Annotated in this window: 14 protein-coding genes and 1 pseudogene; 8 read left to right on the top strand and 7 right to left on the bottom strand. The window is 70.4% G+C overall.

Annotated elements, in window-relative coordinates; genetic code table 11:
• Positions 1-6 precede the first annotated feature (6 nt).
• The 3 genes and pseudogenes from ACFPZ3_RS10650 to ACFPZ3_RS10640 all read left to right on the top strand — a co-directional run.
• Entirely contained in the window at positions 7-903 is an 897-nt protein-coding gene (locus tag ACFPZ3_RS10650) for a sensor histidine kinase (protein ID WP_379513834.1), read from the top strand.
• Entirely contained in the window at positions 900-1,559 is a 660-nt protein-coding gene (locus ACFPZ3_RS10645; RefSeq protein ID WP_379513833.1) for a response regulator, read from the top strand. The genes ACFPZ3_RS10650 and ACFPZ3_RS10645 overlap by 4 nt, the downstream gene beginning before the upstream one ends.
• Before the next feature lie 137 nt (positions 1,560-1,696).
• Positions 1,697-1,928: pseudogene (locus ACFPZ3_RS10640) on the top strand (TrmH family RNA methyltransferase); the annotation flags it as partial.
• A 150-nt stretch (positions 1,929-2,078) separates the two neighbouring features.
• Here the strand turns inward: ACFPZ3_RS10640 and ACFPZ3_RS10635 are convergent.
• Positions 2,079-2,522 carry a hypothetical protein gene (locus ACFPZ3_RS10635; RefSeq protein ID WP_379513969.1) on the bottom strand — a complete coding sequence of 148 codons (444 nt, stop codon included), beginning with the start codon at positions 2,520-2,522 and terminating at the stop codon, positions 2,079-2,081.
• A gap of 22 nt (positions 2,523-2,544) precedes the next feature.
• Here ACFPZ3_RS10635 and ACFPZ3_RS10630 point away from each other — a divergent pair, with 22 nt between their 5' ends.
• Positions 2,545-2,898 carry a hypothetical protein gene (locus tag ACFPZ3_RS10630; RefSeq protein ID WP_379513968.1) on the top strand — a complete coding sequence of 118 codons (354 nt, stop codon included), beginning with the start codon at positions 2,545-2,547 and terminating at the stop codon, positions 2,896-2,898.
• Between the two features lie 363 nt (positions 2,899-3,261).
• Here ACFPZ3_RS10630 and ACFPZ3_RS10625 read toward each other — a convergent pair whose 3' ends face one another.
• On the bottom strand, positions 3,262-3,555 hold the full coding sequence (locus ACFPZ3_RS10625) for a hypothetical protein (RefSeq protein ID WP_379513832.1): 294 nt from the start codon (positions 3,553-3,555) through the stop codon (positions 3,262-3,264).
• Positions 3,556-3,640: 85 nt separating this feature from the next.
• Entirely contained in the window at positions 3,641-4,690 is a 1,050-nt protein-coding gene (locus ACFPZ3_RS10620) for a LacI family DNA-binding transcriptional regulator (protein ID WP_379513831.1), read from the bottom strand.
• Positions 4,691-4,762: 72 nt separating this feature from the next.
• Here ACFPZ3_RS10620 and ACFPZ3_RS10615 point away from each other — a divergent pair, with 72 nt between their 5' ends.
• Both ACFPZ3_RS10615 and ACFPZ3_RS10610 read left to right on the top strand, forming a co-directional pair.
• Complete coding sequence (locus tag ACFPZ3_RS10615) at positions 4,763-4,942, top strand: hypothetical protein (protein WP_379513830.1); 180 nt, start codon at positions 4,763-4,765, stop codon at positions 4,940-4,942.
• Positions 4,943-4,982: 40 nt separating this feature from the next.
• A complete protein-coding gene (locus ACFPZ3_RS10610) occupies positions 4,983-5,654 on the top strand; it encodes a hypothetical protein (RefSeq protein ID WP_379513829.1) in 672 nt (223 codons plus the stop codon).
• Positions 5,655-5,714: 60 nt separating this feature from the next.
• Here ACFPZ3_RS10610 and ACFPZ3_RS10605 read toward each other — a convergent pair whose 3' ends face one another.
• Complete coding sequence (locus ACFPZ3_RS10605; protein ID WP_379513828.1) at positions 5,715-6,551, bottom strand: D-alanyl-D-alanine carboxypeptidase family protein; 837 nt, start codon at positions 6,549-6,551, stop codon at positions 5,715-5,717.
• Positions 6,552-6,660: 109 nt separating this feature from the next.
• On the opposite strand from ACFPZ3_RS10605, the gene ACFPZ3_RS10600 reads away from it, so the two are divergent.
• Positions 6,661-6,852, top strand: a complete 192-nt coding sequence (locus tag ACFPZ3_RS10600; RefSeq protein ID WP_379513827.1) for a YegP family protein — start codon at positions 6,661-6,663, stop codon at positions 6,850-6,852.
• A 145-nt stretch (positions 6,853-6,997) separates the two neighbouring features.
• Here the strand turns inward: ACFPZ3_RS10600 and ACFPZ3_RS10595 are convergent, their stop codons facing one another.
• The gene (locus tag ACFPZ3_RS10595) at positions 6,998-7,540 is read right to left on the bottom strand and encodes a DedA family protein (protein WP_379513826.1); all 543 of its coding nucleotides are present in this window, start codon (positions 7,538-7,540) and stop codon (positions 6,998-7,000) included.
• Positions 7,541-7,672: 132 nt separating this feature from the next.
• Between ACFPZ3_RS10595 and ACFPZ3_RS10590 the strand changes: the two genes are divergently transcribed.
• Positions 7,673-8,185, top strand: a complete 513-nt coding sequence (locus ACFPZ3_RS10590; protein ID WP_379513825.1) for a hypothetical protein — start codon at positions 7,673-7,675, stop codon at positions 8,183-8,185.
• On the opposite strand, the gene ACFPZ3_RS10585 is transcribed toward ACFPZ3_RS10590, so the two are convergent.
• Both ACFPZ3_RS10585 and ACFPZ3_RS10580 read right to left on the bottom strand, forming a co-directional pair.
• A complete protein-coding gene (locus tag ACFPZ3_RS10585) occupies positions 8,154-11,552 on the bottom strand; it encodes a BTAD domain-containing putative transcriptional regulator (protein WP_379513824.1) in 3,399 nt (1,132 codons plus the stop codon). The two genes, ACFPZ3_RS10590 and ACFPZ3_RS10585, sit on opposite strands and share 32 nt — an antisense overlap.
• 81 nt (positions 11,553-11,633) lie before the next feature.
• Positions 11,634-12,689: a lysylphosphatidylglycerol synthase domain-containing protein gene (locus tag ACFPZ3_RS10580; protein ID WP_379513823.1), complete on the bottom strand. Its 1,056-nt coding sequence runs from the start codon at positions 12,687-12,689 to the stop codon at positions 11,634-11,636.
• Between the last annotated feature and the right edge of the window lie 33 nt (positions 12,690-12,722).

The raw sequence follows: 12,722 nt of genomic DNA, 5'->3' as shown, positions 1-12,722 counted from the left end.
ATCGTGATGGCGTTCGCCCTGGCTCTCTTCGACGTGATGAGCCCGGTGCTGCTGATCGGCCCGATGCTCGCCGCCTATTTCGTCGCCCGTTACGGGCCCCGGCGCCATCTGTGGCCGGCCTGGTTACCGATCGTGCCATTCACGGTCGGGTGGGTTTCGAACGGCGGGCCCTGGTGGGACGCGCTCATGGTCGCCCTGGGGTTCGGCGGATGCCTCCTGCTGGGGCTGACCATCCGGACCCGGCATGCCTATCTCGCGGCCCTGGAGGAACGCGCTCGCTGGCTCGAGGGGATCCGTGAGCAGCAGGCCCTCCTCAGCGCCACGGCCGAACGTGGCCGGATCGCTCGCGAGGTGCACGACATCGTGGCGCACAACCTCGCGGTGATGGTCGCGCTGGCCGATGGAGCGGTCGCGTCCGCCGCCGATCCCGAGCGTTCGGCCGGCCTGATGGCCAAGGTCGCCGTGACCGGCCGGGAGGCGCTGTCGCAGGTGCGCCGGCTGGTCGGCGTGCTGCGCGACGACGAGGCTCTGGACCTCCGGATCGACACGCTCGTCGACCAGGTACGCGGCGCTGGTCTGCCGGTGACCCTGATCCGCGAGGGCCACGCCCGTACGATGGTGGACCTGGTGGTGTACCGGATCGTTCAGGAAGCGCTCACCAACACCATGAAACACGCGGGACAGCAGGCTACCGCCACGGTGCGGTTGCGCTACGGCCAGACCGACGTGGAAGTCGAGGTCGTCGACGACGGCGGAGGCCGCCGGCTTGCCGGGCCGGAGCCCACGGGCCACGGACTGGCGGGTATGCGCGAACGGGTGGCCTCGTGCGGTGGCAACGTGGTCGCCGGCTCGGTGCCCGGCGGTGGCTGGCGAGTCCACGCGCGGCTGCCGGTGCCGTCATGACGATCCGCGTGCTCTTGGTCGACGACCAGGCCTGGTTACGGTTGGGCTTCCGGGCGGTGCTGGAGCAGGAGCCGGACATCGAGGTGGTCGGGGAGGCCGGGGACGGGGAACAGGCCATGGCCCAGACACGGACGCTGCGACCGGACGTCGTCCTGATGGACGTGCGGATGCCGAGGCTGGACGGGATCGAGGCGACGCGGCGGATCGTGGCGTCGGGCTCTTCAGCGCGGGTTCTCGTGCTGACCACGTTCGACCTGGACGAATACGTCTTCGCCGCACTGCGCGCCGGCGCGAGCGGGTTCCTGCTCAAGGACGCGCTGCCGGCGGACCTGCTGAGCGGCATCCGTGTGGTCGCGTCCGGTGACGCGGCCGTCGCTCCGAATGTGACACGACGGCTGATCTCGACGTTCGCGTCCCACCTGCCGGTAGCGGGCGCACCAGAGCCACTCGACGGCCTGACCACGCGCGAACGTGACGTGCTCATGGAACTCGCCCGCGCCCGTTCCAACGCCGAGATCGCCGCACGGCTGCACATCTCCGAGGCGACCGTGAAGATCCACGTCGGGCGCGTGCTCGGCAAGCTCGGCCTGCGCGACCGCGCACAGGCAGTGGTGTTCGCGTACGAGAACGGCGTGATCCGCGCCGGCGCCGACTGAGGGTGCGGCGCAGGCAGCGGACTACTCGACTGCGCCGCTCAACCGAAGGCATGTGTCTGCGACGGCGGCATTCGCTGACGTCGATTGGTGAACGTCGTCCGCATGAATGTGGAGGTCGCCGAACAACACCCTCGAAGATTTTGGTTCTGGAAGATTTGGTTGATCACAGCAACATCGGGGCGATCTTCAGGTCGGCGGCGGCGCTTGGGGTGGACGGGATCGTCCTGTCGCCTCGGTGTGCGGATCCGCTGTATCGGCGGGCGGCGAAGGTCTCGATGGGCGCGGTGTTCTCGATCCCGTACGCGCGCATGGACAACTGGTTCGAGGGGGCTCACCCAGTTGCGGGAGGCGGGCTTCCAGACGTTGGCGTCGCACGTCCGAGACCGACATGTCGCCTGCCGCAAACAGCCCGCAGCACGACCAGATCCGGTGACCGCGACCAGGACACCGACCGGCCGCACATCGAAGAACCCCCGCTCGGTTCGCCGGGCGGGGGCTCTTTCACATTGGCGCGTGGAATCAGCTGACAAGCTGAACTCGGCGCAGCGTCTCGGCTGCGTTGGTTCCGCGCTCGATCTTCGCCAGCACAGCTTCCATGATGCTCGTGTATACGTTCGATCCTGTTTCTTCGGGCCCCAAGACGTGGGCCATCTCCAGCCGGTCACCCACAGCGAGGGCCGCTACCAGCGGCACGCCCTTGAGGGTCCGGTCGACGAATGCGGCGAACTTCGCGCCTTCGGCTGCTGTCAGCTCTGCGATCTGATCTTCGGTGACTTCGACATAAGCCCAGACGTTGATGTCCCAGGCGTGGCCCTCGATGCAGTCGAAGAGGAACTTGTGCCCCTGCTGCTCGAGGAGCCCACATGTCGGCCGGTCGTGCTTGTCGTACACCGCGATGACCCTGGAGGTCTCGGAGGGCTCCCAGGGCTTCGCGCCGAACTGGAGATGTACCAGCTCAGGCATCGCCGTCCTCCATCCAAACCGGTTGGCCAAAGCACTCACTAAAGCGTGCACTCTCATCGTCGGTCCAATCAGTATCCCCGTCCAGACAGACAGACACATGGTTAGGGTTTCTTTTGCCCCCATCCGGGACAAGCAGGAAGCCCGCTGCTCGCAGTTTGCCAGCCGCCGTGTAACGGACCCCGTCGTGCATGCTCGCGCTCCGGCGGCCGCGATACATCAGGTCAACCATCTCTTTGACGCTTCGCTCACCGATAGTGAGGGACAGGCCCTTTTCCCCCATCCGAAGCTGACTTCGGAAGGGGAAGATGCAGAATCCTGGGTTGAGTCTGTTGCCGAACTGGGTCAGAACGGCATCATCCGAAAGCTCGTCACGTGACGGCCGGGTGCTGGGCGAGCGACGCGCTGGCATAACTGACAATCATGCCCGCCATCCCCGACAGGCTCGGGGTTTTCCGGCAGATCCAAGCCCTGCTCGTTGACGACAGGAAGAGGTCCGCTGAGGGCCATGGCCAGGAGGCCGTTCCCCTGGAGACGGTGGAGCCCGCGGACCGCATGGCGCTGCTGCTCGGGGCCGAGGGTTACGGGCTGTCGTCGCACTGGCCGGCGGAGGCCCGACCTGGCGGTGTGCATTCCGATGAGCAGCGTTCCGGCGCCGGGGGTTCGGTTCGAAGGACCGGCAGGAGCAGAACGCCGCGTTCGAGGAGGGAGCGGCGGCGCGCCCTTGAGGGGAGCCGTGAGGTCAGGACTGGCCGTCGGTGAGCCAGTCGGGATAGTGGTCGATGTCGTGGCTGACTGGCGTGCAGTCGATGATGTCCGCGCCGGTCTCCCTGATGTGCTGCTCCAGGATGGGCACCTGCCGCTGCGTCGTGATCAGCGTGAGCTGCCAGGCGGCGGCGTCGTGGTGCGTGGCCGGATTCGGGACTTCGGCGATGTCCAGTGATGTGGCCAGGCCCGCGAGGAGGATGCCGTGCGCGAGCTCGGCGGCCCTCTCGTGACCCTCTATCGTCGTGCGGAGCTCGAAGAATTCCGCCATGACGTCTGTCCTTCGTAGAGGGGTGTCAACCCCACCCTACCTGCGGGAAATAGGCGAGGGGTCCGATTTCGTGGGGATTTCCTGGTCAGGGCGATGGTGGGCCGGTGGAGGCGCGGACGATCAGCTCGTAAGGAAACAGCAGCCGCTCCGGCTCGGCCGCGCCCCCCGACAACAACAGCCGCCCCGCCTTCTCCCCGATCTCCTGCTTGGCCTGCCGGATCGTGGTGAGCCCTGCCTCTTCGGCCGCGCTGTCGGAGAAGCCCACCACCGACAGGTCGCCGGGCACCTCCAGCCCCAGATCGCCGGCCGCGTCGAGGATGCCGAGCGCCAGCACGTCGGTGTTGGTCAGGATCGCGGTCGGCCGCGGCTCCCGGCCCAGCAGCGCGTGCCCGGCCTGCCGCCCGGCCTCGCGCGAGTTGCGCGCCAGCTCGTAGAACGGCACCCCGGCCCAGTCGATGCCGGCCTCCTCGCAGGCGCTCTGATAGCCGCCGCGCCGCGCCCGCATGGCCTCGAACACCGTGGCCCGCTGGCGCTCCTGGCCGGCCCAGCCGGTGTGGCCGTCCTCGTGCAGTCCGACCATGGCCACGCCGATCCGCCGGTGCCCGAGCTCCAGCACGTGCCGCGCCGCCGTGCCCGCCGCGGCGGGCTCGTCGATCCCGAGGAACGGGTGCCCCGGCACGTAGGGCTCGTCCACCACCACCACGGGCAGCTTCCTGGCCAGCACCTCCGCCAGCGCCGGATGCCCGTCGGGCAGCGACATCACGCAGAAGGCGTCCACCACCGCGTCCCTGACCGTGTCGCTGCGCCGGTCGCCGTGCGGTAGCGGCAGGATGAGCAGGCCCACGCCGGCGTCCTCGGCCGCCGTGGCCAGACCCTGGAAGAACCCGATCGCGTACGGGTCGGCGAACGCGTATGCAAGCGTCTCGCTGAACAGCAGCCCGAGCGCCCCCGCCCGCCCGAGCCGCAGCGAGCGCGCGGTCGGATTGGGCCCGGCGTAGCCGAGCTCGTCGGCCACTTCCATGATCCGCCGCCGCAGCCCGTCGCTGAGCTGGTCGGGGCGGGAGAAGGCATAGGACACCGTGGCCCGGGACACGCCGAGGCGATCGGCGATCGTCTGGAGCGTGACCTTGGCCATCGCCCCACCGTATAGGACGCCTTGCCCGTCGGTTCTTAATCAATTAAGGTCTTAATTGATTAAGGAGGAGTTATGGACGCCATGCAAGTCCTCGCCCACCAGACGGCGATGGGGTATCGAGGGTCTCTGGAGGAGGCGCTGCCGGGGGCGCCGCGCCGTCCGCGCCGGCGGGCGGCGCGGGTCCGCGTGCGCCTGGCGCACTCGCTCAGATGGACCGCCGACCGGCTGGATCCGGCCTGGCGGCCCATCTGAATGATGCAGAATGTGATCGATCGATTACAGGAGGGGCTCCGTGAACGTGGTCTGGATCATCGCAGTCGCTGCCGTCGCGGGGCCCTTGAGCCCTGCGCAGGCGCAGACCACGGCTCTGGGCCCGGCACAGGTCGCGGTTCTGGGCCCGGCACAGGCCGCCGCTCTGGGTCCCGCGCAGGTCGCGGTTCTGAGTCCGGTGCAGGCCATCGCTCTGGGCCCGGCACAGGCCGCCGCTCTGGGCCCGGCGCGGACCGCCGCGCTCACGTGCGCGGTCACCACGCCGTCGAGCCGGCCCCTGACCTTCGCGCCTAACGTGGGGCTGACCCCTCGGAGCGTCGCGGCACGCGGCAACCTCCAGCTCACGGGGTGCACCTCGCCCGACGGCTCGGCCGCGTTCCTGCGTTCGGGCTGGGCCAGCGTGAAGGCCACCGCGCAGGCATCCTGCACAAGCGCCCGCCACGTACGCGGCAGCGCCGTGATCACCTGGTTCGGCGTGACGGGCCGCCCCGTCGGCACCTCCAAGCTACGGATCCGCGCCGACCGCCTCGTGGCGCATCACCCGGCCGACACGCTGCTCACCGGCTCCGTCGCGGCCGGATGGCTCGTGGGGGAGCGGGTCAGCGGCGGCATCACGCCCACCAGCGCCATCCTCGGCTGCGCGACCACGGGCATGGGCACCCTGGTGGGCGACGGCCACATCGCCTTCGGCTGATCAGCCGAAGCTCGGTGAGCCGAGAGGTGTTGAGGCCGAAAGCGGTCAGCTGGCAGGTGGTCAGCCGAAGGCGATCTGTTCGCCCGCGTAGCCCAGCAGTCGCTCGGCCGTGGTGAACCGGCGCGTGTTCTGGTCGTCCAGCAGCACTCCCACGACCGTCCGCCCGTTGCGCTGGCCGGCGAACAGCAGGCAGTACCCGGCCGCGTTGGTGTAGCCGGTCTTCACGCCCAGCACGTCGTCCGCCTGCGAGAGCAGCTTGTTCGTGTTGCGCCAGGTGTGCGCCCGGTGCACCCCCGTCTTGGTCACCTTGTGCGCCTTGCTCCCGACCACTGAGGTGAACGTGCCGCTCTCCAGTGCCTGCTGCGCCAGCTTGGCCTGGTCGAGGGCCGTGGAGTAGCCGCCGTTGGCGGGGGTGGGCATGCCGTCCGGGTTGGTGTAGTGGGTGTCGGCCAGGCCGAGGGAGTGGGCGGTGCGGTTCATCTTGGCGATGAAGGCCGCCTTGCCCGGGCCGTAGTGCCAGGCAAGGGCGTTGGCCGCGTCGGCGCCTGAGGGCAGCATGAGGGCGTACAGGAGATCTCTTACGGTGAAGCGCTCGCCCTTGCGCAGCCCGGCCGTCGCGGCGCCGCCGCGGGCGGCGTACTTGACGTCGGTCGCGGTGATCGTGACCGTGTCGCTCAGATTGGCCTCGTGGAGCACGACGTAGGCCGTCATGACCTTGACCAGGCTGGCCACCGGCACCCGCCGCGTCTCCCGTTTGCCCAAGTGGACCGTTCCCGCCGAGTCGATGACGTACGCCTCCTTGGCCCCCACGGACGGGGCGTCCGCGGCCTGGGCAGGAGAGGAGAACCCCACAAGTACGGCGACAACGGCAGAGCCGATCAAACCCCCAATACGCATGCTCATCATGGTGACAGGAGATCAAGGTTTCGTTTGCCTAACTCGGCCACGAGTCGCCATCAGATGGGGGTAAATCATTGATAGATCCGATATGACAGGGGCGGTGGTCATGGCAGGACGGTTCGTCATCAGCGAGGACGGACAGGGCGGATACCGTTTCGCGCTCGTCGCGAACAACGGGCAGACGCTCGCGGTGGGCGAGGGCTTCCCCAACAAGGTGGCCTGCGTGAACGGCATCGAGACCGTGCGCAGGAACGCTCCGGAGGCCACCATCGATGACCAGTGCGGCCAGGGAGCCTAGCGGCCGGCCTCATTGATGACCAGGGCGTCCAGGAGGCCGGAGCGCCTAAAACCAGGGCGTCCAGAAGGTCAGGGCCTCAAGGAGACCAGGGCGTCCAGGAGGCCAGGGCCTCTGGGAGACCAGGGCGTCCAGGGGGCCAGCGCCTCTAGGAGACCAGCGCCTCGTCCTCGGTCGCAGCGCGCCGCTTGCGCCTGCGCCTGACCACGAAGAAGGCCACGACCGCGACGGCGAGCACGGCCACGGCCCCGGCGGTGACCGGCGACTGCGCGGCCAGTTCCAGCCACCCCCACACCAGCGCGGTGAGGCCGAACCACCACATCGGCGCCCAGGTCAGGCAGCCCAGGGCGCTGGCGACCACGTACCAGGGATAGGAGATGCGCAGCGCCCCCGCCACCCACGGCAGCGTGTGCCGCAACATCGGCACCCAGAAGCACCCGTAGACGGCCAGCGCGCCCCACCGCTCGACGACGTGCTCGATCTTGGCGATCCGCTCCCGGCCCAGCCTGACGCCGATGCGCGACTCGTAGAGCTTCTCGCCCAGCTTGCGCCCGACCCAGTAGTAGACCTGGAACGCCCCGAACAGGGCCAGGATCAGGATGGCTCCCACCAGCCAGTACGGAATTCCCAGCCAGAACGGCTCCGAGGGAGCGGGGACGGCGATCATCGCATGCCGCATCTGCTGGTCCACCACCCCTTCACACACCCTTAGGTCAGGCTTACCTTATCGGCCTGCAAGCCGCTCGCAAAAGGTGCAACCGCCCGACAACCAGCACTCAACCACCCAGGCCCACTCTATGGGTGAGCCAAAAGGGGTGTTGAGATGCCGACGAAAAGCGCGGCCGTTCTGGCCAGTGGAACCGCCACCGCCGCCAAGCTGTTCGTCGCGGCCCTCGCGTTCACCAGTGCGTACGTCGGATTCTCCGCCTTCGGCAACGCCGGCTCCGCCGCCCAGCCGGCCACGAAGCTGACGCTGTCGTCCCGCGAGGTGCCCATCACCGAGGAGCTCGCGAGCCGGGGCGCGACGGCGGGCAGGGTCACAGTCAGCCTCCTGACCAGCGGCGACGCCGGCTGCGCCACATCGTACGTGGCCCGCGGCCTCGTGGTGGACCCCGACGCCGACCAGGCCGTCCACTACCGGTGGAAGCTCGTCCGCTGGAGCCCCGCCACCAGGACCTGGCGCACGTACCTGTCCGACCACGACGGCTTCGCCGCCGCCGAGCAGGCCGTCGAATGGCGCCCCCAGATCTCCGGCAACCCGGGCTGGTATCGCGTCGAGCTGTCGGTCGAGAGCGCCAAGTCCGTCAAGAGTGCCCGTTTCCAGGTGAGTTGCTGACCGACTGCCGCGCCGCCTCCACCCAGCGCGGCACGCCCACCCGCTCGGCCACCTCCAGCGCCTTCCTGTAGTGCTCGCGCGCCGCGTCCGGCTGCCCCAGGCGGACGGCCAGGTCGCCGAGCGTCAGCGCCACCGGCCAGAGCGCCACCACGCCCGTGCCCGCGCCCGCCACCCGGTCGGAGAACGGCTTGAGTTTGTCGTAGCAGTCGACCATCCGCTCCCGGTCGTCGAGCAACATGCCGGCCAGCGCCCGCCAGATCATCGCCAGTTCGTAGAGGAAGTCGGGGCGCACCGGCGGCCGGGTGGCGGCCACGGCCTTGGCGTCGTTGAGGTGCCCCGCCGAGGCCAGGGCCAGCGCGTAGGCGTCGAGCGTCCACTTGGCGCCGCGCAGGTGGGACTCGGCCAGCAGGTCCACCATCTCAGCCGCCCGGCCCGCCACCAGGTGCAGGCAGAACGTGGTGATCCGCGGCAGGTCCTGGCGGCCCTCCAGCATGCCCGCGCGCGCGGTCATCCTGGCCGCCTCGCGGTAGGCCCGCTCCGCGCCCTCGTAGTCGCCGGAGATCATGAGGCGCTGGCCCGCGTACCAGACGACGACCGCGGCGGGCGCCGACAGGTCGTACTGCTTGGCCAGGGCGTCGGCCGCCGCCGCGTGCTCGTCGGCCGTCGCGAACTCGCCCCTGGCCGCCGCGCACTCCAGCAGCACCAGGTGGGCCAGCGCCTGCGTGGCCATCTGCCCCGAGCGCTGGGCGACCTCCAGCAACTCCCTGCCGATGCTCTCGCGCGTGTCCACGGCGGGGATGTCGTAGGACTGCCGCAGGCGGCCGCTCAGCGCCGCCGCGATCAACGCGGGGTCGCCGCTCTGCCTGGCCAGCTCCAGCGCCTCCAGCGACGCCTGCCGCCCCCGCTCGGGCGAGGAGGAGCCCTCCAGCTCCAGGGCCAGCGTGGTCAGCAGGGACGCCCGCAGCCGCTGCTCACCCGCCGGCAGCTCGATCAGCGCCTTCTCGGTGACGTCCACGATCTCCCACGCCGTGCGGGTGAAGTCGCGCGCCATGCCCTTGTGCGGCACGGCCAGCGACGCCGCCACCTTCGCGGTGATCTCCAGGTCGCCCAGCGGCAGCGCGGCGTCCATGGCCTGGCGGCGCAGCAGCCGGGCCGCGTGCATGTCGCCGCACAGGGCCAGGGCCCTGATCTGGCGCAGCATGAGCCGCAGGCGCTCCTTGGCGCGCTCGGGCCGCTGCTCGCCGCTCTGCTCGTCGCCGCGGGAGCGGTCGAACGCGGCGATCGCCTGCTCCCACAACATGGCCGCCTCGCGGTGGGCGAAGCGCCGCTCGGCCTGCTCGGCCGCCAGCCCCGCGTAGTGGACCGACTTCTCCGCCGCGTCGGCCTGGAAGTAGTGATGGGCCAGCGCCGCCACGTCGGACGGCGTGCGCTGCTCGATGACCGCCGCCACGGCCGCGTGCAGCCTGGTGCGGCGCAGCCTGGAGGCGTCGGAGTAGATCGTGTCGCGGACGAGATCGTGGTCGAACCGCAACATCCCGGGACCCGGCTCGGTCACCAGCCCGGCCAGCAGCGCCGCCTCGACGGCCTCGATCACCGACTCCTCGTCCGTCGCCACGGCCACCAGCACGTCGAGATCGACGTCACGGCCGATCACCGCGGCCTGCAGCAGGATCTGCTGCGCGCCCGCGGGCAGCCGCGAGATGCGCCGCCGCAGCACGTCGCGCACGCCGGAGGGCACCTGCGAGAGCACCTCGGTCGCGCTGGCCCGGTCGGCCGCGCCCTCGGAGTCGAGCAGGCGCACGGTCTCGCGGACGAAGAACGGGTTGCCGCCCGTGCGCTCGACGATCGACTCGACCGCGTCCTCGTCGATCTCGCGTACGCAGGTGGCCTTGACCAGCTCGGCCACGGCCTTCGGATCGAGACCCGACAGCCCCACACGCACGGGACCGAGCCGCGCCAGGGCGGCCAGCACGTCGGACTGGCGGTCGTCGAGCTCGCTCTCCCTGCACGTCACCACGAGCAGCACCCTGCTGGTGGCCAGCAGGCTCGGCAGCGCGCGCAGCAGGGCGAGCGTCTGGTCGTCGGCCCAGTGCAGGTCCTCGAGCGTCAGCAGCACCGGCCCCCGCCGCGCCACCCCGGCCAGGTAACCGCCGACCGCGCGGTGCAGCCGGAACCCGCCCGACACCTCGTCCTCGTCGGGATCGGGGGCCGCGTCGTCGAGCAGCGGCGCGAGGAGCTGGGCGTATTCGCCCGCGCCGGTCATGCCGATGAGCGTGCGCAGGATGTCCACCCAGGCCCAGCCGGGCGGGGTGGCGCTGGAGTCGGGGCAGGCGCCGGAGGCGGTGATCCAGCCGTCGGCGCCGAGCCTGCCCTCAAGCTGGCGCAGCAGCGTCGTCTTGCCCGCGCCGGCCACCCCGGTCACGATCGCGACCTGGAACCTGCCGGTGCGCGAGGCGGCCGTGGTCAGCCTGGCCAGCTCGGCGTCACGGCCGACGAACGGCTCGGGCTCCAGCGGCGGCGGCTCGACCGTCGTGGCCGGCCGGGGCGGCCAGGTGTCGCTGACGGGCGCGGCCGGCCTCGGGGCGCGCGCGGCCATGACCAGCTCCAGCTCGGACGCCTGGGCCAGGATGTCGGACTCCAGCTTGCGCAGCGCGGGCCCCGGGTCGATGCCGAGCTCGTCCGCCAGCATGTTCCTGGCCCTGCGCAGCGCGGCCAGCGCGTCGCCCTGCCGGCCGCAGCGGTAGAGGCCGAGCGCCAGCAGCCGCCAGCCCTCCTCACGCAGCGGATGCTCCGTGGTGAGCGCCTCAAGATCGGGTACGGTCTCCGCGTGCATGCCGAGCCGCAGCCCGGTGTCGGCATGCCGCTCGCGGGCCACCAGCCGCAGCTCGGTCAGCCGGTTGACCTCGGCCTCGGCCCACGCCTGGTCGGCGAAGTCGGAGTAGGGGGTGCCGCGCCACAGCCCCAGCGCCTTCTCCAGGCGGCCGCGGGCGGACTGCGGGTCGCTCTCCTCCAGGTGCTCACCCGCGGCGCGGACGAGCTGCTCGAACCTGAGCGCGTCGACCTGCTCGGAGGCCACGCGCAGGGCGTAGCCGGACGCGACCGTCACCAGCAGCCGGTTGGGCCCGCCGCGCGGCCTGCCGGGCTCCAGCACCCTGCGCAGGCGCGAGATGTAGACCTGCAGGCCGGACTGCGCGCCTTTCGCCGCGTCGTCGTCCCACAGATCGTAGAGAAGTGTGTCAACGGGCACGACCTGACCTCTGGCCACGAGAAGCCGGGCGAGGACGGCCCGCTGCCGCAACCCGCCGAGGTCGAGTTCGTCGTCGTGTTCGTACGCCTCGACTGGCCCCAGAACTCGGAACGCCACCATGTCAGCCGCCACGCTATGCGGGCCTGTGAATCACGCACAAGGCCCGTGGTTGATTAGCACGAGATGGGTTTGGGATTGTCACTAGGTGGCCTTCGAGATCGCGGACGGGGGCTCCGCGCCGGCGTTCCGGCCGTTGCGCCTGCGCAGCAGCGCCCATGCGCCCAGTGCCAGACCGCCGAACGGGATCTCGATAGTGTAAGTCCAGAAGCCGAAAAGCAGTGCGGTCGCGACCGCGGGAGCGGTGTCCACCCCGAACGCGATCAGCAGTGCGGCCACGCCGCTCTCCATGATCCCCGCGCCGCTGGGCGTAATCAGGGCGCTGGTCAGAACCCTGGACAGCGCGAAGACGGCGATCGATTCCGCCAGGCCGGGCCAGGCGCCCGTGGCGGACATGCCGGCCGCCATGATCGCCCACTGGAACCCGAGGAAGAACACCATGCCGAGCGACAGCCCGGCCCAGCGTGTCCTGACCACGTCGGCGGTGTCGGCGCGCAGCCGGTGGAAGGCCTCGGAGGCGTGGAACTTCAGCCGCAGCAGCCGGGTGACCGCGTCGATGCCCTTGCCGAGCCAGACGGCCGCGCGCTCCCAGTAGAGGGCGACGGCCACGACCACGCAGATCACCAGGATGGAGATCGCGCCGGTCCAGCCCGCCTTGGCCACGGTCGCGTTGGGCACCTGGCCCGCGAGCAGCAGCGCGATGATGCCGACGGCCGGCAGGACGAACCTGAACAACGTGTTCCAGATGCCGCTCACCAGCGTCATGACCACGAAGGATCGGCTGGTGAAGCCCCAGCCCTTGGTCATCCCCCACGACACCGCCACGCCCACCGCGCCGCCGAACGGCAGCAGGTTGCTGACCGCGCTGCCGGCCGCGTTGAGCGCCAGGCCCTGCAGGTTGTTCAGGCCGGGCAGCGAGTTGGTCAGCACGAACGTGTACGCGAGCAGGCTGAGCAGCCACAACCCGGTCATCAACGCGATCTGGCCCAGGCTGAGCGAGCCGAACAGCGCGCCGATCTCGCGCCAGGAGACCGGTTTGCCGGTCAGCGAGTGCACGATCTGCGGCAGATAGACCACGAGCAGCACGGCCAGGCCGAGCGAGAACACGGAGAGGGCGATCTGGAGCCACTTGTTCTTCATCGGACTCCAGTCTGCCGGTTGGCGGAGGGCGGC

This window comes from Nonomuraea insulae (assembly GCF_042656245.1).
Note: the sequence above shows the minus strand (reverse complement) of the source record. Positions and strands in the feature narration are given on the sequence as shown.